At 36.4% G+C, this 22,037-nt stretch carries 20 protein-coding genes; 14 read left to right on the plus strand and 6 right to left on the minus strand.

All coding sequences use genetic code 11. The annotated features are described in order from the left end of the window. The first annotated feature begins 238 nt into the window (after positions 1-238). The 4 genes from F936_RS07630 to F936_RS07650 all read left to right on the plus strand — a co-directional run bounded on the left by F936_RS07630 (position 239) and on the right by F936_RS07650 (position 7,081). Complete coding sequence (locus F936_RS07630) at positions 239-1,474, plus strand: lactonase family protein (protein WP_005046377.1); 1,236 nt, start codon at positions 239-241, stop codon at positions 1,472-1,474. Positions 1,475-1,607: 133 nt separating this feature from the next. After that, positions 1,608-1,970 (plus strand): hypothetical protein, encoded by a 363-nt coding sequence (locus F936_RS07635; RefSeq protein WP_005046379.1) that lies wholly within the window; start codon positions 1,608-1,610, stop codon positions 1,968-1,970. 251 nt (positions 1,971-2,221) lie between these two features. After that, entirely contained in the window at positions 2,222-4,861 is a 2,640-nt protein-coding gene (locus tag F936_RS07645; protein WP_005046381.1) for a bifunctional aconitate hydratase 2/2-methylisocitrate dehydratase, read from the plus strand. 114 nt (positions 4,862-4,975) lie between these two features. After that, a complete protein-coding gene (locus tag F936_RS07650; protein WP_005046383.1) occupies positions 4,976-7,081 on the plus strand; it encodes a P-loop ATPase, Sll1717 family in 2,106 nt (701 codons plus the stop codon). A gap of 50 nt (positions 7,082-7,131) precedes the next feature. Here the strand turns inward: F936_RS07650 and F936_RS07655 are convergent, their stop codons facing one another. After that, positions 7,132-8,589 (minus strand): DASS family sodium-coupled anion symporter, encoded by a 1,458-nt coding sequence (locus F936_RS07655; RefSeq protein ID WP_005046386.1) that lies wholly within the window; start codon positions 8,587-8,589, stop codon positions 7,132-7,134. A 671-nt stretch (positions 8,590-9,260) separates the two neighbouring features. On the opposite strand from F936_RS07655, the gene F936_RS07660 reads away from it, so the two are divergent. Together F936_RS07660 and F936_RS07665 are read left to right on the plus strand one after the other, a co-directional pair. Next, the gene (locus tag F936_RS07660) at positions 9,261-9,695 is read left to right on the plus strand and encodes a hypothetical protein (protein WP_005046388.1); all 435 of its coding nucleotides are present in this window, start codon (positions 9,261-9,263) and stop codon (positions 9,693-9,695) included. A 122-nt stretch (positions 9,696-9,817) separates the two neighbouring features. Beyond that, positions 9,818-10,801 carry an ion transporter gene (locus F936_RS07665; RefSeq protein ID WP_005046391.1) on the plus strand — a complete coding sequence of 328 codons (984 nt, stop codon included), beginning with the start codon at positions 9,818-9,820 and terminating at the stop codon, positions 10,799-10,801. A 26-nt stretch (positions 10,802-10,827) separates the two neighbouring features. Here F936_RS07665 and F936_RS07670 read toward each other — a convergent pair whose 3' ends face one another. Then, a complete protein-coding gene (locus tag F936_RS07670; RefSeq protein WP_005046392.1) occupies positions 10,828-12,027 on the minus strand; it encodes an MFS transporter in 1,200 nt (399 codons plus the stop codon). A 227-nt stretch (positions 12,028-12,254) separates the two neighbouring features. Between F936_RS07670 and F936_RS07675 the strand changes: the two genes are divergently transcribed. The 3 genes from F936_RS07675 (at position 12,255) to F936_RS07685 (ending at position 14,871) form a co-directional block, all read left to right on the plus strand. Next, a complete protein-coding gene (locus tag F936_RS07675) occupies positions 12,255-12,683 on the plus strand; it encodes a hypothetical protein (RefSeq protein WP_003652417.1) in 429 nt (142 codons plus the stop codon). A gap of 167 nt (positions 12,684-12,850) precedes the next feature. Continuing rightward, positions 12,851-13,648, plus strand: coding sequence for a DUF4198 domain-containing protein (locus tag F936_RS07680; protein WP_005046394.1), 798 nt, complete (start codon positions 12,851-12,853; stop codon positions 13,646-13,648). 302 nt (positions 13,649-13,950) lie between these two features. Then, positions 13,951-14,871 carry a LysR family transcriptional regulator gene (locus F936_RS07685; protein WP_005046396.1) on the plus strand — a complete coding sequence of 307 codons (921 nt, stop codon included), beginning with the start codon at positions 13,951-13,953 and terminating at the stop codon, positions 14,869-14,871. A gap of 66 nt (positions 14,872-14,937) precedes the next feature. Here F936_RS07685 and F936_RS07690 read toward each other — a convergent pair whose 3' ends face one another. Beyond that, complete coding sequence (locus F936_RS07690; protein WP_003652413.1) at positions 14,938-15,390, minus strand: DUF441 domain-containing protein; 453 nt, start codon at positions 15,388-15,390, stop codon at positions 14,938-14,940. Between the two features lie 254 nt (positions 15,391-15,644). Between F936_RS07690 and F936_RS07695 the strand changes: the two genes are divergently transcribed. Together F936_RS07695 and F936_RS07700 are read left to right on the plus strand one after the other, a co-directional pair. Further along, positions 15,645-15,863 carry a hypothetical protein gene (locus F936_RS07695; protein WP_004643270.1) on the plus strand — a complete coding sequence of 73 codons (219 nt, stop codon included), beginning with the start codon at positions 15,645-15,647 and terminating at the stop codon, positions 15,861-15,863. A 90-nt stretch (positions 15,864-15,953) separates the two neighbouring features. Next, complete coding sequence (locus tag F936_RS07700) at positions 15,954-16,658, plus strand: pseudouridine synthase (RefSeq protein WP_005046399.1); 705 nt, start codon at positions 15,954-15,956, stop codon at positions 16,656-16,658. On the opposite strand, the gene F936_RS07705 is transcribed toward F936_RS07700, so the two are convergent. The 3 genes from F936_RS07705 to F936_RS07715 all read right to left on the minus strand — a co-directional run bounded on the left by F936_RS07705 (position 16,651) and on the right by F936_RS07715 (position 18,521). Next, a complete protein-coding gene (locus F936_RS07705) occupies positions 16,651-17,094 on the minus strand; it encodes a GNAT family N-acetyltransferase (protein WP_004643268.1) in 444 nt (147 codons plus the stop codon). The genes F936_RS07700 and F936_RS07705 overlap by 8 nt on opposite strands. Before the next feature lie 98 nt (positions 17,095-17,192). After that, positions 17,193-17,501, minus strand: a complete 309-nt coding sequence (locus tag F936_RS07710) for a type II toxin-antitoxin system RelB/DinJ family antitoxin (protein WP_003652408.1) — start codon at positions 17,499-17,501, stop codon at positions 17,193-17,195. 111 nt (positions 17,502-17,612) lie between these two features. Then, the gene (locus tag F936_RS07715) at positions 17,613-18,521 is read right to left on the minus strand and encodes a pseudouridine synthase (protein ID WP_005046401.1); all 909 of its coding nucleotides are present in this window, start codon (positions 18,519-18,521) and stop codon (positions 17,613-17,615) included. A 120-nt stretch (positions 18,522-18,641) separates the two neighbouring features. Here F936_RS07715 and tsaE point away from each other — a divergent pair, with 120 nt between their 5' ends. Genes tsaE through miaA form a run of 3 tightly spaced genes read left to right on the plus strand, consistent with a single transcriptional unit; the run spans position 18,642 to position 22,008 of the window. Continuing rightward, entirely contained in the window at positions 18,642-19,115 is a 474-nt protein-coding gene (gene tsaE, locus F936_RS07720; protein WP_005046403.1) for a tRNA (adenosine(37)-N6)-threonylcarbamoyltransferase complex ATPase subunit type 1 TsaE, read from the plus strand. Beyond that, entirely contained in the window at positions 19,108-21,057 is a 1,950-nt protein-coding gene (gene mutL, locus F936_RS07725) for a DNA mismatch repair endonuclease MutL (RefSeq protein ID WP_005046404.1), read from the plus strand. The genes tsaE and mutL overlap by 8 nt, the downstream gene beginning before the upstream one ends. Positions 21,058-21,063: 6 nt before the next feature. Then, entirely contained in the window at positions 21,064-22,008 is a 945-nt protein-coding gene (gene miaA, locus F936_RS07730) for a tRNA (adenosine(37)-N6)-dimethylallyltransferase MiaA (RefSeq protein WP_005046405.1), read from the plus strand. Positions 22,009-22,037 lie beyond the last annotated feature (29 nt).

A 22,037-nucleotide genomic window follows, 5' to 3' on the forward strand; every position in this document is an offset into this window, starting at 1 on the left:
CCTTCGGTGGGCTTTTATTTTAATAACACCTTCATAAGATTTAAAAAAAGTTGAATATTTACTATATAAACCATCGATTCTCTTAAAAGTAAGCAAACCTTGAGTAGACTTCTGATTAAAGAAAATTCACTTGAAAATTGTTGTTTTATAAATTAGTTTTCAGAAACATTAAATGAAATTAGATTGATAATACCTTGTTGATAAGTGCAAATAAGGTGAATTTTTCAAGGAAATAAACGTGAAAATAGATACTTATGTTGAAGTAAAATATGGCAAGGACAACGATACAAATATTAAATATCGTGGGCTAATTCACAAGTTAACAACAACATTGTCGTTGACGCTTTTGTCATTTGGATGGTGCTCCACTGTAAATGCTGCACAGCAACAAATCGCTTTAGTGGGGACATGGACATCTATCCCTGAGGCACCGCTTGTGCAAAAACCAAAACAAGCCAGTGAAGGTCTGTACCAGCTTAAAGTCAATAGCGATGGGACTTTAACTCCTGTTAAAGTGTTGAAAATGAAAAGTCCTTCTTGGATTGTAAAATCGAAAGATGGTCGTTTTGCATATACCACTAATGAAGAAAATGAAGGAGCAGTGACTGCATTATCGGTTCAAAACGGAAAGGTGGAGGTGTTGAACACAGTGGATAGCCATGGTGGACATCCAACACACGCATCAATCAGTTTAGATGGTAAATTCCTGTTTGTGTCGAACTATTCAGCATTCGATAAAGGACGTGGTGGTGTGGCTGTTTTGCCAATTTTGCCAAACGGACATTTGGGTGAAATGGTTCAAAATATTGTTTTTAGCGAAGGTTCTGGTCATGTTAAAGGTCGTCAGGAGAGTGGTCATGCACATTCGACAACTTTCAGCCCAGATGGCAAGTATTTATATGCTAGCGATCTTGGAAATGACAAAGTCTATACCTTTCGTTATAACCCGAATAAGCCTCAACCACTCGAAGCGGATAGCAGTCGAGATGTGACCTTTAAGCACGGTTCTGGCCCGCGCCATATGGTCTTTTCACCAAATGGCAAACATGCGTACATTACCGCAGAAATGCGAAGTGAAATTGTGACATTTAACGTGCAAGATGGTCATTTGAAAAAAGTAGCTGAGCTAAAACTAATTCATGAGGACAAAACACCTGAATTTAAGAGTGCGAGTGGAATTATCCTCAGTCCAAATGGCAAATATGTGATTGCTGCCAATCGTGGTGCAGACAACAAACTTTTAGTATTTAAAATTCAACAGAATGGATTGCTAGGTAAACCAGCAGTTTATAAAGCGAATGGTATTGAACCACGGGCTTTCTCCTTCGATGCGTCTGGTAAATACCTATATGTGACAAACGTTTTTAGTAATAACATTAGTTTATTCCGCTTTGATGCAAAAAATGGCACCTTAAAACCTGCTGGTGATGCAGCAAAAATATCAACACCGACTGATATCAAATTTTTTAATTAACCAGACTCATGAAACTGGCATTTCTAATGCTTGAATAAAAAGACCGAGGTTTTTATCTCGGTTTTTTTATGGCAATTTTTGCAAAAATGATGATTTTCCGTATGATATCAACAGCAATAATTAGTGTAGTGAAATGATGAAAAAGATTTTATTGATTGCAATGAGTTTGTTCTTTGTCGGTTGTTCAGAAAAGAAGCCTTTAACACCTGAAGAGCAGTGGCATGGCTTTTGTACTAGCGTAGGAAATGCAGCGAGAAGTATTGTTTTTGATCGTCAGCAAGCAATTGAAAAAACTCAAGCAGTTGAGCATGCAAATAAGATTGAAGATGATATTACGAAAAAATTTATTCTTAATGTTATTGAAAAAGTTTATGCAATTCCAAAAGAAGAACTGACTAAAGATTCTCAAGCACTCCAAGAAAAAGTTAGAAAGCAAGCGATGGATGAGTGTTTGGCAACACCTCATGACAAAATGCCAAAATATAAATCGTTCTAATTGAGTACGGTTATTGAATTTCCTCTGATGTAAGGCTTTTTTGCTTAAAAATAGCCCAGATTTGGCTAATTCGCTCATTATTTGCACATGGGTATTTAGATACAAAATAATGGGCATCACGGAGAAACACCCCGTTTTCATTAACTTTTACCTTGAACTCTAGTAAACTTTTGTAGTCCATATTACTTGTGAAGCTTTTTAAGAAAGCTGGAATTTGCAAGTAATTTTTCAAAAAAAGAGGAATGAACACCGTGCTAGAAGCTTACCGCCAACACGTTGAAGAACGTGCCGCACTCGGAGTCCCACCGAAGCCACTTGATGATGCTCAAACAGCTCAGCTTGTTGAACTATTAAAAAATCCACCAGCAGGCGAAGAAGCGTTCTTGGTTGATTTGCTTGAAAACCGTGTTCCTGCAGGTGTTGACCAAGCAGCTTACGTAAAGGCAGCGTTCTTGGCAGCAATTGCAAAAGGCGAAGCAACTTCACCACTCGTTTCTAAAGAGCGTGCAGTTTACTTACTTGGCACCATGCTTGGTGGTTATAACGTAGCACCACTTGTTGAGCTTCTTGACAATGCTGAACTTGCAAGCCTAGCTGCTGAAGCGTTGAAGAAAACACTTCTTGTATTTGATGCATTCCATGACGTAGCAGATAAAGCAAAAGCGGGTAATGCCAATGCTAAAGCTGTTTTACAATCTTGGGCAGACGCAGAATGGTTCACAAGCCGTCCTGACGTTCCAGAAGAAATTAAAATCACTGTGTTCAAAGTAACTGGTGAGACAAATACTGATGACTTGTCTCCAGCACAAGATGCTTGGAGCCGTCCAGATATCCCATTACACGCAAATGCAATGTTGAAAAACGAGCGTGATGGTATCAATCCTGAAAAACCAGGTGAAGTTGGTCCATTAAACCAAATCAAAGAACTCATCGCGAAAGGCAACCAAGTTGCTTATGTTGGTGACGTTGTTGGTACAGGTTCTTCACGTAAATCTGCAACTAACTCTGTACTTTGGTTCTTCGGTGACGAACTTCCACACATTCCAAATAAAAAAGATGGTGGTGTGTGCTTAGGTTCTAAAATCGCTCCAATTTTCTTTAATACAATGGAAGATGCAGGTGCATTACCTGTAGAAATCGACGTTGCTAACATGAACATGGGCGACGAAGTTGTATTGAAAATTGACCACGCTGCTGCAAAAGTTACTGCTTTTAAAGATGGCGTACAAATTTCAGAAGCAGAACTTAAAACTCCAGTACTTTTAGACGAAGTACGTGCTGGTGGTCGTATTAACTTGATCATTGGTCGTGGTTTAACAACTAAAGCACGTGAAGAATTAGGTCTTGAACCTTCTACATTGTTCCGTACACCTGTACAACCTGCTGACACTGGCAAAGGCTTCACGCAAGCTCAGAAAATGGTTGGCCGTGCATGTGGTTTAGCTGAAGGTCAAGGTATTCGTCCGGGTACTTACTGTGAACCTAAGATGACTACAGTTGGTTCTCAAGATACAACTGGTCCAATGACTCGTGACGAGTTAAAAGACTTAGCGTGCTTGGGCTTCTCTGCTGACTTGGTAATGCAGTCTTTCTGTCACACTGCTGCATATCCAAAACCAGTTGACGTAACAACTCACCATACATTACCTGACTTCATCATGAACCGTGGTGGTGTATCTTTACGTCCAGGTGACGGTATTATCCACTCTTGGTTAAACCGTATGTTACTTCCAGATACAGTTGGTACTGGTGGTGACTCACATACACGTTTCCCAATTGGTATCTCTTTCCCTGCGGGTTCTGGTCTTGTTGCGTTCGCAGCTGCAACTGGTGTTATGCCACTTGATATGCCAGAGTCTGTACTTGTTAAGTTCAAAGGTAAAATGCAACCTGGTATCACTTTACGTGACCTTGTACATGCAATTCCTTACTACGCGATTCAAGCGGGTGACTTAACTGTAGAGAAGAAAGGTAAGAAAAACATCTTCTCTGGTCGTATCCTTGAGATCGATTTGTCAGAAATGGAAAATGACTTGACTGTTGAGCAAGCATTCGAACTTTCTGATGCATCTGCTGAACGTTCTGCTGCTGGTTGTTCAATCACACTTTCTGAAGAGAAAGTTGCTGAATACTTACGTTCTAACATCACCATGTTGAAGTGGATGATCGCAGAAGGTTATGGCGATGCTCGTACAATGGCGCGCCGTGCTGAAAACATGCAGAAGTGGTTAGATAACCCAAGCCTGTTAAAAGCTGATGCTGATGCTGAATACTTAAAAGTTTACGAAATCGATCTTGCTGACATCAAAGAACCAATTCTTTGCTGCCCGAACGATCCAGATGACGCTAAACTTCTTTCTGACGTTCAAGGCGACAAGATTGATGAAGTATTCATCGGTTCTTGTATGACTAACATCGGTCACTTCCGTGCAGCTGGTCAGTTACTTGACAAAGTACCTAGTGGTTCATTGTCTACTCGTTTATGGTTGGCTCCACCAACACGTATGGACGAGCACCAATTGATGGAAGAAGGCTTATACAACATCTATGGTCGTGCTGGTGCGCGTACTGAGATGCCAGGTTGTTCACTTTGTATGGGTAACCAAGCACGTGTAGCACCGAACACAACATGTGTATCGACTTCTACTCGTAACTTCCCGAACCGTTTAGGTCAAGGTGCAAACGTTTACTTAGCATCTGCTGAGCTTGCATCTGTAGCTGCGGTTCTTGGTAAATTACCAAGCCCAGAAGAATATCAACAGTACGCGTCGCAAATCGACAGCGCTTCTGCTGAGATTTACAAATACTTAAACTTCGACAAGATGAGCGAATATACTAAAGAAGCTGATCAAGTTGATACTAAGAAAATCTCTGCTGCTCAATTGACTTAATTTGTTGATTTAGCAAAAAATAAGGGCTGAGTAATCAGTCCTTATTTTTTATTTAATTATTTGAAAAAAAATTAAAAATAAGATAAAAAGATATAAATAATTAGGAAAATATTCATGGATAATAAAACTATAAGAGCTAGTTTATTGGGTGATCAAATAGCGGAAAATGATAAGTTTAATCTTAGTATTAATTTTATTGAAACTGCAGCATATAGAACAATCATAGAATCTAAAGATGCTACAGTTGTGATTGGACGAAGAGGCACAGGTAAAAGTGCTATTTTCTATAAACTCCATGAAGTATGGCGTCAGCAGAAAAATTATACGATTGCAATTTCACCTGAAGATCAAGAAACAATTTTTTTTAGAAGAATTTTTTCATTCTTTAATGTTAATTACTCAACAGCTAGAGCTGCTGCAAAAATATTCATTAAATATGGATTCTATTTAGAAATATTAAGTTCATTTTCGAAAGATTATAAGTTGAAAGATATCTGTAATAGTGATTTAGTCATTTTCAAAGAGTTAACTGAATGGCAGAAATATAATCAGAATAGCTTTTTTATGAGATTGGCTCTGAAAATGCAGGATACTTTAAAAAATTATAAAGATCCTGAATTAGCTTTAGGATTATTAAGTACTGATTTGAAATTGCAGGATTTTGAAAAATTTATAGAAAAGAATATTGTTACTAAACGAAATAACATATGTATTTTAGTAGATAAATTAGATGAAGGTTATGAAAATGATGAGATAGGTGCGGCAATAGTTTCTGGTACGATTCTATCAGGTGTTGAATTAAATAAAAAATTTGAAAAATTAAGAGTTATTATATTTCAAAGAGATAATATTATTCGTTCAGTAGCTCGCTATGATGATGATTATACAAGAAATATTGAAGGTGAGTTGATTCGTATACATTGGGATGTTAGACAGCTCTTTAACTTAGTTACGAAGAGGATTAATTCTAGTTTAAATCTTAATCTAGAAAATTCAAGAAAGATATGGGATCGTATCGCTATTGATCAAGGACTTGGTAATGAGCTTAAAGGTGAAGAAGGTTTTAAAAAATGTTTACAATTTACGTTGTATAGACCTAGAGATATAATTTCATTATTAAATAAAGCTTTCTATCAGTGTTTATCCGAAGATAGAAGTAACTTGATTATGCGTGATATTGAAGCTGCAGCTAAATTAATTTCTAAAGCTAGGTTAGATGATCTTCAAAAAGAATATTATGCAATATTTCCATCGATAAAACCTGCTGTAAATGCATTTATGGGTACAACATCCAAAATGTCTGTCAATGAGATGTTGCAAACAGTCGAAAGTTACTTTAATTCAGGGGTTAGTTTTAACGAGAAAGAAAAACTAGATTATAGTGTTTTAAACTCTTCAGGTGTTTTGCGATCATTATACAGTGTTGGTTTTGTTGGAATATACGATAGCCAAAGTAGTATTTTTACTTTCTGTCACGATGGAAGAAACCCAGATAGAGAGTTTAGGGATAATGATAATGTATTAATTCATCCCTGTTACTGGATTGCATTGAATCTTTCTAAAAATGCTTTATCTCCTGATGATGCCGAACAGATAAATGATGAATACGAAATCGAAGTAACATCCTTGGCACCGCAATTAAGATCACAGAAAATAGGTGAGCTTACCTCAGCACTAGGAAATATAAAAGATGGTATTAATGATGCACCAGAATTCGAACAATGGTGTTTTAATGTACTAAAATTGATTTTTAGTTCGCATCTAGATAATTTTAATTTGCATCCAAATGGAGCTGCCACTCAGCGTAGAGATGTTATAGCTACTAATTTAGAAATATCTACAGTATGGAAGCGTATTAGAGTAGATTATGACGTGCGCCATGTAATATTTGAAGTAAAGAACTATAAAGATATAGGTTCAGATGAATATAGACAAATGGCCTCATATTTAAATAAAAACTATGGAAAATTAGGTTTTATAATTACAAAAAGTGATTTAAACGAACCTAAAAAAGGGGTGGAGTTAGATTGGTGTAAAGAAATGTACAATACTCAAAATAAATTAATAATCAAATTAAATGCTAAATTTTTAGCGGGTATTTTGAGTAAGTTGAGAAATCCAGAAAAATATGATGTGATCGATAAGTCTTTTGCCAAACTTCTGGATACTTATGAAACCCAATATTTATCCCAAAAATCGACTAGAAAGAATAGCAAATAGAATTTTTGTGATGGTTTGCTATTTAAAGTGAACCATCACAAAAATATTAATCACCAATAACCCAGCACTTTCCACCAAAGTCCGCCAATTACTACAAAAATAATGATATTAACCACGCTCATGACAAAGCCAGCTTTCCACCATTCACCCAGAGTGGTGTAACCCGAACCGAACACTACTGGGGAAGTGCCAGTCGCATAATGGGTTAATGTCATCATAATACTTGAAGCCGCTGCCATCATTAAGGCAAATAACATTGGCGGTGCACCGAGTGCAAGCCCAGCCGTATAAAAAGCAGCAAACATCGCGGTAATATGTGCCGTAGTGCTAGCAAACATATAATGTGCATACAAATAAGCCAGCATTAACAATAAACAAGCAGGCATCCAGCTTAGACCTAAATGACCAATACTAGTTTCTAAAACACCCGAGAACCACGTGATTAAACCCAATTTATTTAAATAAGTCGCCATCATCACTAATGCTGCGAACCAAGTAATAGTATCCCACGCATTCTTTTGAGTCAGAATATCATCCCAAGTCAGCACACCTGTAAGTAGCAATAATCCTAAACCAATAAAAGCAGTCGTCGTTGGGTCAACAGCCCAAGCAGAGCCAAAAATCATGGCAGGAATACCCGCCCATAGCATCAATAAAATACCGAATACACCAAGCATGATGATTTCATTTTTACTGACAGGTCCCATTTCTTTTAATTTAGTTTTAGCAAACTGAGCTGCATTAGGTGTTTCTTTGACTTCGGGTGGATACATCAAATACATAATCAAAGGCATGATGATTAAAGCAATTAATCCTGGTAGTAACATCGCCAGTGCCCAAGTGCTCCAACTTAAAGAAATTTCACTATTAGTAGCCTTTGCCACTAAATCAACTACTAATGGATTGGGGGCAGTTGCTGTAATGAACATTGCAGAGGTAATCGGGTTGGCTTGGTAGTTAACCAATGATAAGTATTTTCCCATCCGACCTTCAGTGCCTTTAGCAGGATCGGAGTCATAACTAGTAGAAATTGCCAGTACAATCGGGTGAATAATTCCACCACCACGTGCCGTATTGCTGGGTGTTACAGGGGCGAGAATGAGTTCGGAAAGCACCATGCTATAGCCAATACCAATGGTTTTTTTGCCCCAAACTGCGATAAATAAATAGCCTAACCGTGCACCCAATCCAGTTTTTTGCAAACCTTTAGAGATCATGATGGAAATACCAATCAACCAGATTAGGGGATTTGCAAAGCTACTAAGGGCATCTTGAATGGCTCCACTTGGGCTGTCATTGGTAACACCTGTCACAGCGACTAAGGTGATAGCAATAATCGCAATTGCACCAATTGGCATAGCTTTACCGATAATTGCGGCAATCACACCTACAAACATCGCTAATAAATGCCATGCATCAGGATCAACACCTGCGGGTACAGGAATCACAAACCAGATTAACAATGTAATAAATAAAGAAATAAGTGTAGGGAGGGCTTTAAATCCCATGTAATTTCCCCTTGTTTTCATATGTTTAAAAAAAATTTAAAGTTCTTTATGAATGAATCGCTAAAGAAATAAATATTAAAGTTCTATTATCGATTAAATGATACAAAAATTCAAAAAACTTAAAAATAACGAGTGGGAAGTACTAATTTTCATTTTAATAAAAGGGATGAAATTTTTGTGTTAAGAATTTCTTTGGTTTATTTGGTATTGTTAAGTTGTTCTGAAATTTTGGCTCTGAAATTGATTCCAAAATTATAAATTCTCTGTATGGATATCAGCCTAATAAATAGTACCTAGTATTGTTAGTTTTAGAAAAAGCTATAAAGATATCTAATTAAATTAATATATTCTAATACTAATTTTTAGAAAATATTAAGGATCAGAAAATAATTTATATATCTAGATTAAGATATGAAGAGTGAAAAAATTATTTAATAAAATAACTTATATATAATTTGGGTAAAAAATAGACTTTATGAATTGTTATTTTTATTAAAAGTGTGAATTGGTTCATATTTATATTTAAAAATAATAAATATGACATGTTTTAATTTGATATATATAAAATTAAATATAGTACTGGAAATTAACTGGTTTTTTGTTTTAAAATAATTAAACGAACTTAAAAATAATTAAAAAAAATATGGGTATTTTATATAGGGAATTTGAGAATGCTAAAGACGATAGTTGAATTTAAATTTGATGATTATCAACAATATGATCAAAAAACATACTCTGGTGAAGAAGGTGTTTTAGTTCAAAAAACTGAAGATATTGCACAATATATTTTTAGTATTTTGAAAAATAGATATCATTTAAATATAGAGCTATATAGTGAAAACTGGGGATGGCAAATTGAAATTCCTTTGCCTGAGATAACCATGTATCTTGGAATCAGTGTCCATGAAGAATATAGCAATGGATTCGCAATTTTTATTTCTCCAAATACACCTATTTTAAGAAAGTTTTTATTTAGAAAGCTTGATATTACTCATCACATTATGTTGCTGCAAAACTATATTAATCTTATTTTGAAATCACACCCAGGCATCTATGATGTGCAGTGGTGGGAAGAAAATGAATTCCGATGTGTAGCGATGACTTGACCTGAGAAAAAAGTAGAAAATTTTAAATGCCCAAGTGAGAGAAGGAAAATTTATTAAAGACTATATTGGTGAATAGAGGGCGAGAGCTTACTATATCTTTAATATCAAGTGGTCAGATCAATATGCAAAATTCAGCTTGGAAGGGATTGCGTAAGTTTTTCTATAATAATCTTCATAATCATGACTATGAAACTACGGTAAGTAGATGTATTAATTATTTTTTAGTTGTTTTAATTGTTGGCAACGTCGCTGCCGTTTTGTTAGAAACAGTAAATGATTTGTACACAAGCTATCATGTTTGGTTCGACTATTTTGAAGTTATTTCAATTGCAATTTTTAGTATTGAATATCTATTAAGACTATGGAGTGTTGCAGATCGAGATACGACACAATCTGCATGGAAAATCCGCTTGAACTGGATGAAAAGTGGGGAAGCAATTATTGATTTGATGGCAATCTTACCTGCTTATCTCAATTTCCTCGTACGAATCGATCTTCGTATGCTCAGAATATTACGTTTACTCCGTTTATTAAAATTGACGCGGTATTTTATCTCACTACAGATATTGTTATGTGTGATTAAGCGTGAGAAGGGCTCTTTCCAGGCAGTTATCTTTATTTTAATTATTATGATTATTATGACGGCTTCTGGCATTTATGTGGTTGAAAATAAAGCTCAGCCAGAAGCTTTTAGTTCAATACCTAAATCTATGTGGTGGGCGGTGGTTACTTTAACTACAGTAGGTTATGGCGATGTCACCCCAGTGACCAGCTTAGGAAAGTTACTAGGCGCACTCATTACCATTTTAGGTGTTGGTATTGCAGCGTTACCAGCTGGTATTTTAGCATCTGGGCTTGCAAATGAACTCAATCAACGGAATCAAAGACTAGAGCAAGAGTTTCGTGAGTTACTCCAGGTACGAGGGATTGATATTCTACATGATGAAGCTGAAATAGAACGAATCCGCCAAAAAGTAGGCCTGCCAAAAGAACAAGCGCATAACCTGATTATTCAAATTATGCGTGAAAAAGTATTAGAGGAAGAAGAGTCAGTTAGAGAGAAAAAATGTTATTGTCCACACTGTGGTGGAAAGCTAACTGATTAGAAATAATAAGTTAGCATCTTCTTTGATTAAATTTTCTTACTGGCTTTTTCTACAGCAAATGCAATAAGTAAAATGATAAGGCCACCGAGGCTTAAGACAAAACCGACCCAGATTGGCGCGATCCAGCCCATTTGGTGACTGAGTACCCAGCCACCTAAAAATGCACCTAGTGCGTTGGCCATATTAAAGGCAGAGTGGTTGAGTGACGCTGCTAATGTTTGAGCATCGCCTGCGACATCCATTAGGCGAGTTTGCAAAGCTCCACCTAATCCCATTACTGTAAGACCAATCAAAAATAATGAGGCAATCGCAGTATAAATATTACTCATTAAGAAACTGGCAACAACAAAAGCGATAGCTGAGCTAATGAGTACGCCTACAATCGTTTTATTCAGATTTTTATCTGCAAGCCATCCTGCGGCTAAGCCACCAATAACCATACCAATACCCCAAATAGCCAAAGCGATAGGGACGATTTGGATATTCACTTGTGTATATTCAGTCAAAATAGGTGAGACATAGCTGTAAACAGAAAACATGCCTCCAAAACCTATTGCACCTACCGCTAGTGTTAACCACATGTTGATATTTTTAAGGCCAGCTAATTCTGTTTTTATGCTTGCTTTTGCTTGGACTGGAATATTGGGTACAAAGAAGCCAACAGCAATTAAGGTGAAGAAAGCGATAGTCGCTGAAAATTCAAAGCCAGCTCTCCAACCAAAATTTTGACCTAACCAAGTTGCCAAAGGTACACCAATCACAGTTGCTACTGTAAGACCCATCATCATTTGGGCAACAGCAGATGCTCTTCGTGAAGGACCAGCTAGTTCAGCTGCCACTAATGCTCCGACACCAAAATATGCCCCATGGGGTAAGCCTGCAATGAAACGTGAAACTAAAACAGTTTCGGGTGTATGGGCTAAAGCAGTACAAGCGTTGGCAATACCATAAAAAAGCATTAAGCCAAGTAATAACGCTTTTCTAGGAACTTTAGCTCCAAGAATAGCGATGATGGGAGCACCAATAACCACACCTAATGCATAAGCACTAATAAAGTGTCCAGCTTCTGGTACTGTAATTTTTAAGTTATTGGCAATTTCCTGAATCAGTCCCATTGCGACGAATTCAGTGGTTCCAATACAAAAGCCGCCTACAGCGAGTGAGAAAATTGCTAAAAATAGTGAATAGTGTTGATGTGTAGATAGAGGAGATTGCGGGGACGCCATAATAGGTTAAGAAGAGACTCAAAAAAGAGCAGTATAAGGGAAAAGAGTACAGAATAATAAAAAACTAAAATATTGAGAGAAGGATTACATATTCAAATGAAGTAAATTTAAATTTTTATATGGAATAATTCATCGAAAAACTTTCGAAAATTATATATGATTGGCGCGTAATACTTTAAACATTACAACAAGTTGTATAAATATTTAAAAAATAGAGATTTTAAGTCGTGAAAAAATTATTTATTACCTGCCTTATGGGTATGGCTATGTTATCTATGTCTGGTTGCTCAGTATTTATGGCGGGTAATCAACCAAGTAAAAAAAATGTAAATGTTCTAAATCCAGGTAGTTCTCGTAACTATGTGATTGCCGAGTTTGGAGCACCTGTACTTTCAGAATACCGTGATGGAACACGGGTTGAGATCTATACTTTTCAGCAAGGTTATTCAAAGTGGGTGAAAGTCGGTAGAGCTTTTGGTCATGGTGTAGCAGATGTTGCTTCAATCGGTCTTTGGGAAGTATTTGGGACGCCGACAGAAGCATATTTTAACGGTAAAGAAACATCTTACGAAGTATCTTACGGACCAGATGATTTAGTAAAAAGTTATAAGCTTATTGATTTTAATCAGGCATTTCCAAAAGTAAAAGAGCAATAATGTAGATGAAAGAGGCCTATGGGCCTCTTTCTTTTTGAATAAAAAATTAGAGAATTTTAAATTTGAATATTAAATGATAATAATAATGATTTTTATTTATGTATACTGTATCTGCGTATCTTTTGTCTGAAATTTTTTAACTTTGTGTACAACAGGATTTTGTAAGAATGAATAAATTTTTAATTGTGCCTCTTGCATTTATATGTACCGCAGGCTTTGCTCATGAGCCTTATGTAGCGCCTTTAGCTTATAAAACAGAACAAACTCAAGTACCCGTAATTGCAGGTTATGCCGAAGAAGCATTAAATAGTGAGTATGCTTTAAAGGATGCCAAACTTACCGTAATTACTCCTAAAAATGAGCTTAAGACGATTACGACGGAAGCTTTGCATAAATCGGCCACGGTTTTTGATGTAGATTTGCCAGAAGAGGGAACTTATATCATTCAGACACAAGCAAGTTATCCTTTAAAATATGTATATGATCAAAAGGCATGGCATTTATTTTTTGATATGCCAGCTGATAAAGCCCCACCGAAAGCAGAACGTGAATATTTAATTCCAGCTGACATTAAAGCGAAAAATATTAAAACAGAGGAAGTAACGAGAGAGTGGGTATTACAAAGTTATCTTTCTAAAGGAAAAGTTTCAGATATTCAACTTCCAAACACACCAATTAAAGTTAACTTTTCTGTACATCCCAACACAATTAAAGTTGCTCAACCTGTTAAATTAACCATAAGTGAGAAAGGAACGAGTCTCGCGAATGCTGAAATTAATTTAAGAGAAAAAGGTGCGACTGATAAACAAGTGCAGCAGTTTAAAGCAGATAGTAATGGTCAGGTTGAGCTTAAATTTCCAAAGGCTGGAGAGTATTTAGTAGAAGTAACAGCTCCACTAAATTTAAAGGTAAAACCTAAAAATCAAAGTTGTATGATTATTAGCTTAAATGTGTGGGCGCAGTAATTATTAATTTTCATAAGAAATAGACCTAGAACGGGTCTATTTTTTGTTTTTATAAAATTCTTTTCGATTTCAATTAAGCAGTAATTGTCAGCTACACAGTTGTACCTTCACCTTTAAATTAAAAAAAATTCATCTGATAGAATAATTATGAAAAATAATTCATGTTGAGACAAATTAATTAATTCCATGGTAAGATGAATAGTATTCATTAATGAAGGTTTATCTACAGTTATTCTATTTGTTGAAAGGCAAAGATGAGATTAAGACATTTATAGATAAATCTATTGTTCAGGCTTGGGCCCATGTTAGAAATTCGTCACCTTAAAACTTTAGTTGCCTTACGTGAACATGGTTCATTAGTTTCAGCAGCGAATGATCTTTGTTTAACGCCCTCGGCTATTTCTCACCAATTAAAAGAATTAGATCATTGGTATGGGGTAGAGGTGGTGAATCGACGTAGCCGACCTGTTAGCTTTTCTAATGTTGGGCAACGCTTACTTAAGTTAGCTGATGATGTTTTACCGCAAATCCAGATTACACATAGTGATATTACTCGTATTGTGCATGGACAGACCGGTAGAATTATCTTTTCATCTGAATGCCATAGCTGCTTTGACTGGTTAATGCCGTTATTGAATCAATATCGACATCAATACCCAGATGTTGATTTAGACTTTGCTTCTGGATTTGAAGCTAATCCACATGAGCTTTTACAAAATGCTGAATTTGATTTGCTTATTACAGCCGATCCAATTGCATTAAAAGGAATTGAGTATTTTCCTATTTTTGAATATGAATCGCGTTTGGTTCTATCCAACACGCATCCATTGGTTCGTGCTGAAAATATTACGGTTCAAGAGTTAGCAGAAGAAGTTTTAATTACTTATCCGGTTGATAAGCATCGTTTAGATATCATGTCGAAACTTTTCATTCCGGCAAATATTCAGCCTAAGCAAATACGAACAACAGATTTAACCCAAATGCTCATTCAGCTTGTAGCAAGTGGACGTGGCATTGCAGCATTGCCTGATTGGGTAGTGAATGAATATGAACAAAAGGGATGGGTTACGAGTCGCCGTTTAGATTGCGTTTCACCTACAGGCTTACGACGGACGTTATATGCGGGCTATCGAACTGAAGAAAAAGAAAAAAGTTATTTTGAAGGGTTCTTAAAGCAGTTAGAAAAGTTCTCTTTAAAACGGACTCCGTATTATTCTGGCTAGAGCAATTCATTTAGCTTAAGCATAAAAAAAGGTGCCCAATGGCGCCTTTTTTAATATCGAAAAAATTTATTTACCGATAAATAGCGAGAGCAAGCCTGCTGCAATAAGAGGGCCGACAGGTACACCACGGAGCAAGGCGACGCCAGCAACTGTGCCAATTAATAGACCTGCAACAACATCAGGCTGACTCGACATAAGTTTTACACCGCGGCCACCTAACCATGCGACTAACAGACCGATTGCAATGGCAACCAGTGATTTAATACTAACAAAGGACTTTAAAATACTCTCTCCACTCAGTTTTCCACTGGCAATGGGTGTGAGTACGCCAATGGTTAAAATAAGAATTCCTAAATTAAGACCATGTGCTTGAATAAAAGGGAAAAACTGATTTAAAGGCGTAATTTTAACGACAATTAACACACCTGCTGCAATGGTTACAGCTGCATTTTGACTTAGTAAACCACAGATAAGTAGAACTAGAAGGACAACTAAATTAACATCAAATTGGGCAAGCATGGGAGCGGGTGGGCAAGTAAATAAAATGGAATTGTATAATATTTAAGAGTAGGAATGTGAACGCTTTAAACGATTCAACAGATCTTGGATTTTATTTTTAATAAAATTTTATTGTATATCGCTCATTGATAAAGAGTTTTAATTTTTCGGTTACGCTTGGACACAATGTTATATAAATTAACAAGTTAAATCTTATAGTTTTTTGAAGTTGTGTTATAAAAATAGTCATTACTCATGAACATAGGATAATGACTATGGAAATTGTAGATATCAAAATTAAAGATCAGTTTGATCAGATTCATGATGCCAAGGCTCAATTAAAGCAAAATTTAGTTGAACACGAAAATGAAACTTTAAAGCTAAGCCAACGTATTGAACATATTATTGTTGATAATGAAATTATTTTACCTACAACTGAATTACTGTTCGAAAGTGAACAGAACGAAAATATTTATCGAGTAATTGAAGAATAGAGCGCAGTTTAATGAACTAAATGCAAAGAGTAGTGAGTAGGGAGTTGAAACTGCGTTAAAATGAGTGTTTTGTTCTAAAGAGAAACCTCCATGCTGCTGGAAAAAATTTTACAATCACAAGGGTTTGGTTCACGTAAATATTGTCAGCAGTTAATAAAAAATGGTTCTGTAAGTATTGAGGGAGAAATTGCCGATGATCTTAAAAAGCAATTTTCTCCTGAAAATTTAGAATTCTCGCTTTTTGGACAAACTTACCAATATCGAGAACAAGTTTATATTGCATTAAAAAAACCAAAAGGTTTTGAATGTTCACATCAGCCTCAGCATCATCAAAGCGTTTTTAGTCTTTTACCTGAAATCATGATTCATCGAGGCGTCCAAGCAATTGGGCGTTTAGATCAAGACACAACAGGCTTACTCTTACTTACTGATGATGGTAAATATCTTCAAGCTTTAACCCATCCTCGTAAACATGTTCCAAAGGTTTATCATGTTACTACCATTGATCCAGTGACAGCTGAGCAAATCGTAATGTTAAGCGAAGGTGTCAGCTTACATCAGGAAAAAGGCATTTTTGCTGCAACCGATGTAGCAATGTTGGAAACTCACAAATTAACGATGACCATTCATCAAGGTGTTTATCACCAAGTCAAAAGAATGATTGCTGCTGTAGGAAATAAAGTAGAAGCATTGCATCGCCATCAAGTAGGTCAATTGGTTTTACCTGAAATAGCAGATGGGGAATGGATTTATTTATCAGAGCAGCAAAAGCAGCTAGCACAAAATATTATTTAAGAAAGCAATGGAATGTCTGAAACTCACTATCCCGGATGAAGCCCATTTGTTCATATAGACGATGAGACTCATGGTTATTACTTTGAGTTTCTAGGCTAATGCGTAGGGCATTTTGTTGTTTTGCAAATAAAATGGCAGTATCAATTAACTGTTTGGCTGAGCCTTGGCGACGAAAAATTGGCGTAACATATACATCATCTAAAATATAATATGTTGAACAAGCAACTGAAGAAAAACCTAAATAGAGTAGAACGAATCCGGTGATTTTTTCATCTTTAATATGAATAAAAAAAACACTTTCTCTATTCTCAAAACGTTGTTTAAGAAAGTAAAGTGATTCATTAAAATTAGAAGAAGCCCCATAAAACTGGCGGTATTCATCAAATAAAACGGCGAGTTGGTCTAAATCTTCAAAAGTCGCTCGTCTAACGATCATTTGGTACTCCTTGTAACTTATCATTATATTTTTACAAAGAGAGCATAACGAAAAAAAGAGCTTTTTGACGTTAAAACTTGTTTATAAATGCAACAGTGTTAAGTTTTGTCGCTCTCACCAAGAAGTGCGTTTAGTTCTTCAAACAAATCCTCATGGTCATCATCTTCAGCTAAAGTCGATGGGTTTTGATTTAATGAAGATGCTTTTGCTTTTCGGAGTTTTAATAATTGTTCCATATTAATACTCTGATTTTCGATCGCAAACGGAATAGATTTAGTTAATACGACTTGTTTAAAAAAAAGTCGTACCGCTTGGGCAGGGGTAATTCCCAATTGTTTAAAAACAGCAAAAGCCTGCTTTTTCTCTTGGGAGTCCAGTCGAACCTGATAAACTTCTGTTTTTCGCATGAATAACAAAACCAAATGATTTTTAATTTTTAGGAATTTATTTTAAACCATTGCAATGTAATTTCAATGTTTTTCGGCATAAAAAACAATCTTTTTGTCATTACACTTGCATTACAACGTCAATTCAAACTGAGAATTGAAAAACATTTCCCCTTTCGTGAGTGGATCGACAAATGAAATGTGCTTAGCTAAAAGTTGTAATGGCTCTGAAAAATCATCATCTGCCTTATGTTGAACAGTCGGATAAAATGGATCATTTTTAATCGGAATATCTAGATAATTAAGATGTACACGAAGCTGGTGCTGTTTACCTGTTGTCGGTGTTAAACGATATTTAGCCCAAATCTGGTTGTGTTCAATAAGCTCAATATAGGTCTGAGTGTTTGCTTTAGCATTTTCCACAACTTGCATGGTGTAAAAAGGAGTCCCTTTATCTAGATGTAAATGTAATGTTTGAGGAAGTTTTAATTCTTTTTTATAAGGAGCGATAGCGTGGTAAGTTTTATTGACTTGACGCTCCGCAAATAATTGTTGGTAAATACCTCGCGATTCAACCCGTTTGCAAAATAGAACAACCCCAGCAGTTTCACGGTCTAATCGATGTATCGGTGTTAAAAATTCATTGCCTGTCTGTTTTTTAAGTCGAACTAATAATGTTTCTTGTACATATTGTCCAGTTGGGCTAATTGTTAAAAAATGTGGTTTATCGACCACCAGTAAGTCATCATTTTCAAATAAAATCCGATGTTCGAGAGGAACATGTGGCTCATAGGCAAGAAATCGATAATAAAAGATATGCGTATTGCTTTGATAGGGACTATCTAATGTTAATTTTTGTCCATTTGCCCCATAAATAAGCCCATCTTGAAAGCGTTGTTGCCACTCTTGTACTTTAATATGTTGAAAATGTTGGCATAGATACTCATAAATAGTTTGAGTATTTGTTTGTGCAGGAAGATAAACTTGGCTTGCGCTTACACCATCAACCATAGGTGGCAAAAAATCGTTCGGACTAGACATAAAAAAGTATAAATATGTAAGAGAATTGATATAAAAAAAGCCAACTTCTAGGGCTTGAGTAGGCTTTTAAGGCAGGGCAATGTTATCATATCGATTATTTTGAATCATGTTATGTGTGCTATGTCGTATTCATTGAAATTGGTGTTAAATCATGAAGAAGATACTGGGCGTCTAGCTCAGGCGTTGGCGCAACATGTTCAGTCAGGTGTGATTTATTTAATTGGAGACTTAGGTGCGGGTAAAACCACACTTACGCGCTATTTCTTACAGGCCTTGGGTCATAAAGGCTCTGTTAAAAGCCCAACCTATACACTAGTTGAGCCGTATAAAATCAATGAGAAAGAAATTTTTCATTTTGACTTATATCGTTTGAATGATCCTTATGAACTTGAATTAATGGGAATCCGTGATTATCTAGATGTCACTGATGCATTATTTTTATTTGAATGGCCATCAAAAGGTGGTGATGAAATTCCTCAGGCAGATATCATCATCGATATTCAAAAGTCAGAGGATGAGCTGAGTCGTTTTGTAACTTTAACTCTACCCACAGAACCTTTATATCAGACTTTGCAGGAACAGCTTCATGACTGATGAAAAGCTAACACAACGTCGTATTCATACTTTAGACGCAGCGTTAGCCAACCAGATTGCTGCTGGTGAGGTGATTGAGCGTCCTTCATCTGTTGTTAAAGAATTATTAGAAAACTCCATCGATGCGGGTGCAACTGAACTCATTGTACGGATCGCTCAAGGTGGTTCGACCCTCATAGAAATTATTGATAATGGGCATGGTATTCATTCTGAAGATTTGGCATTAGCTGTCATGCGCCATGCGACAAGTAAAATTAAAACTGCAGAAGATTTACACGCTATTGTAAGTTTGGGATTTCGCGGGGAGGCACTTGCTTCGATTGCCGCAGTTTCAAGATTGACTTTAACCAGTAGCCAAGATGAAAGTGGTATTGGCCATCAGGTTGAAGTCAATGGTACAGCCTTTGATCATCAAGAAGTACAAGCTGTTGCTGCTCAAAAGGGAACCCATATACGTGTTCAGGATTTATTTTTTAATGTACCGGCACGCCGTAAATTTTTAAAGAAACCAACGACTGAATTTGGTCATATTGAAGAGATTGTTCGTCGTCTGGCTTTAACGCATTTTGATATACGTTTTGTGCTTGAACACAATGATAATATTAGAATTAATTTACCCATAGCAGATAGCGGAGAACTCCGTTTTCAGCGAGTACAACAACTGCTCGGTTCGCAATTCGTACAAAATGCATATTGGATGGATGCCGAAAGTATTAGCATGCGTTTATCGGGGTGGCTTGGCCATCCTTCAGATGCTCGTGCGCAGGCTGATATGCAATATGTCTACGTAAATGGTCGTATTGTTAAAGATAAAACGATTTCTCATGCATTACGCATGGCATATGACGGTATTTTACATGGCCATCAACATTCATCTTATTTACTTTTCTTAGAAGTTGATCCTGAAAATATTGATGTGAATGTTCATCCTACAAAACATGAAATTCGCTTTTTAAATCAGAGAGAAGTGCATGAGTTTGTAAGACATTACGCAAAAGAAACTCTGTCGCAATTTCAGACAGCGAGCGCTGATTTAGCTCAAGCGATGAAAGCAGATGAAAACTCAGATTACTCTGTGCAGCCTCAACCTAAATATCAGGAACAATTTTCATTGCACCGAGCAAATGAAACTTTAAATCCGGATAGTGAAGCACAGACTCAGCGTGTACCAACAGAGTTGTTAACCGATTTTAATGCCAGCCGTCCGCAAGCTGTTCACTATACAGATCAAACACCAAGATATAATGGCTCTCCTCAGTTAAATAATGCGTTAAAGACATACTTAGCACCACTGCGTGATCAACCTGCTAATTTTTCAGTAAATGAAGATATTGAGCCAGTAACTAAAGTCGATGAATTTCCGTTAGGCATCGCAATCGCTCAACTTCATGGAATTTATGTTTTAGCGCAAAATACAGAAGGGCTGATTATTGTTGATATGCATGCAGCACATGAGCGTATTTTATTACAGCAAATGAAAAATGCTTGGGACAAACCAGAGTTTTGGACATCTCAACAGTTACTCATACCTAAAGTCATTTCTATTAGCCGTATGCAGGCAGTGCGGGTAGAAGAATTAAAACCTCAACTTGAGCGTTTAGGACTTGAAATTGATTTATATGGGGACGAGCAGATTATTGTTCGGGGAGTACCAGCCATATTACAAAAAGCTGACTTTGAAAATCTTATTCCTGAACTTTTAAATGATTTAGATCCAAATGATGAAGCACAAGGATTACTTCAAAAAAGAGATGAGTTATTAGCTGGAATGGCATGTCATGGAGCAGTACGTGCACATCGACAACTCAGTCTTTCGGAAATGAATGCTTTACTTCGCCAAATGGAACAAACCGAATTTGCGAGCCAATGTAACCATGGAAGGCCAACTTGGCGTGCATTTCCATTATCTCAATTAGATAAATTATTTGCTCGAGGAGAGTAGTTTTACATGTCAAATCAATTGCCCGTCATCAATTTAATGGGACCAACTGCAAGTGGTAAAACCGCTTTGGCATGTGAATTATACGAACGTGGAAATTTTGAGCTGATTTCTGTTGATTCTGCTCTCGTTTATAAAGATATGGATATCGGTACTGCTAAACCAACTCGTGAAGAACAAGCGCTATATCCTCATCATTTAATTGATCTGATCACTCCTCTTGAAGTTTATTCAGCTGCTCAATTTGTTGAAGATGCATCTAAGTTGATTGATGACATGCATTCACGAGGGAAAACTCCTATCTTGGTAGGAGGCACAATGTTGTACTTTAAGGCATTATTAGAAGGTCTATCGAGTAATTTGCCAAGCGCAGATGCCCAAGTTCGGGCAGCAATTGAAGAAAAAGGTTTAAATGAAGGGTGGCAGGCTGTTTATGACGAATTAGTTTCTGTAGATCCTGCCGCGGCTATAAAATTTAATGTGACTGATAAGCAAAGGATTATTCGAGCACTAGAAGTTTATAAGCTTACGGGTGAGCCAATTACTAAATTACAGGCAGAACAACCAAAAAACGTACCATATCGATACATATTTCATAATTATGCTTTACTTCCGGATCGGGTAGAATTACATCAGCGCATTGAGCAAAGATTGATCAAAATGTGGGATATCGGTTTTTTGAGTGAAGTTGAAGCTCTAATTGAAAAATACGATTTAGATGAAAATTTACCCTCAATGCGCTCAGTGGGTTATCGACAAGCACTAGAATTTCTATTAAAAAGTGATATAAGTCTCAAAAGTAAACGTGAAATGGAGGATAAAGCCTTATTTGCAACACGACAACTTGCCAAACGTCAATATACGTGGTTACGTTCTTTGCAAGAAATACACGATTTTAAAACTTACTTGACGATAAAGCAGGCTAAAGAAGACTTGCGAAACTCTTATGGATAAAGCAAAATTTGCACACTGTCTTTTTATAA

Origin of the sequence: Acinetobacter calcoaceticus DSM 30006 = CIP 81.8, assembly GCF_000368965.1 — a bacterium.
Classification (GTDB): domain Bacteria; phylum Pseudomonadota; class Gammaproteobacteria; order Pseudomonadales; family Moraxellaceae; genus Acinetobacter; species Acinetobacter calcoaceticus.

Coding starts and splice junctions, on each gene's coding strand:
- F936_RS07635 (WP_005046379.1), top strand. CDS start 1,608: ATGATGAAAAAGATTTTATTGATTGCAATGAGTTTGTTCTTTGTCGGT.
- F936_RS07650 (WP_005046383.1), top strand. CDS start 4,976: ATGGATAATAAAACTATAAGAGCTAGTTTATTGGGTGATCAAATAGCG.
- F936_RS07655 (WP_005046386.1), bottom strand. CDS start 8,589: ATGGGATTTAAAGCCCTCCCTACACTTATTTCTTTATTTATTACATTG.
- F936_RS07660 (WP_005046388.1), top strand. CDS start 9,261: ATGCTAAAGACGATAGTTGAATTTAAATTTGATGATTATCAACAATAT.
- F936_RS07665 (WP_005046391.1), top strand. CDS start 9,818: ATGCAAAATTCAGCTTGGAAGGGATTGCGTAAGTTTTTCTATAATAAT.
- F936_RS07670 (WP_005046392.1), bottom strand. CDS start 12,027: ATGGCGTCCCCGCAATCTCCTCTATCTACACATCAACACTATTCACTA.
- F936_RS07680 (WP_005046394.1), top strand. CDS start 12,851: ATGAATAAATTTTTAATTGTGCCTCTTGCATTTATATGTACCGCAGGC.
- F936_RS07685 (WP_005046396.1), top strand. CDS start 13,951: ATGTTAGAAATTCGTCACCTTAAAACTTTAGTTGCCTTACGTGAACAT.
- F936_RS07690 (WP_003652413.1), bottom strand. CDS start 15,390: ATGCTTGCCCAATTTGATGTTAATTTAGTTGTCCTTCTAGTTCTACTT.
- F936_RS07695 (WP_004643270.1), top strand. CDS start 15,645: ATGGAAATTGTAGATATCAAAATTAAAGATCAGTTTGATCAGATTCAT.
- F936_RS07700 (WP_005046399.1), top strand. CDS start 15,954: ATGCTGCTGGAAAAAATTTTACAATCACAAGGGTTTGGTTCACGTAAA.
- F936_RS07705 (WP_004643268.1), bottom strand. CDS start 17,094: ATGATCGTTAGACGAGCGACTTTTGAAGATTTAGACCAACTCGCCGTT.
- F936_RS07710 (WP_003652408.1), bottom strand. CDS start 17,501: ATGCGAAAAACAGAAGTTTATCAGGTTCGACTGGACTCCCAAGAGAAA.
- F936_RS07715 (WP_005046401.1), bottom strand. CDS start 18,521: ATGTCTAGTCCGAACGATTTTTTGCCACCTATGGTTGATGGTGTAAGC.
- tsaE (WP_005046403.1), top strand. CDS start 18,642: ATGTCGTATTCATTGAAATTGGTGTTAAATCATGAAGAAGATACTGGG.
- mutL (WP_005046404.1), top strand. CDS start 19,108: ATGACTGATGAAAAGCTAACACAACGTCGTATTCATACTTTAGACGCA.
- miaA (WP_005046405.1), top strand. CDS start 21,064: ATGTCAAATCAATTGCCCGTCATCAATTTAATGGGACCAACTGCAAGT.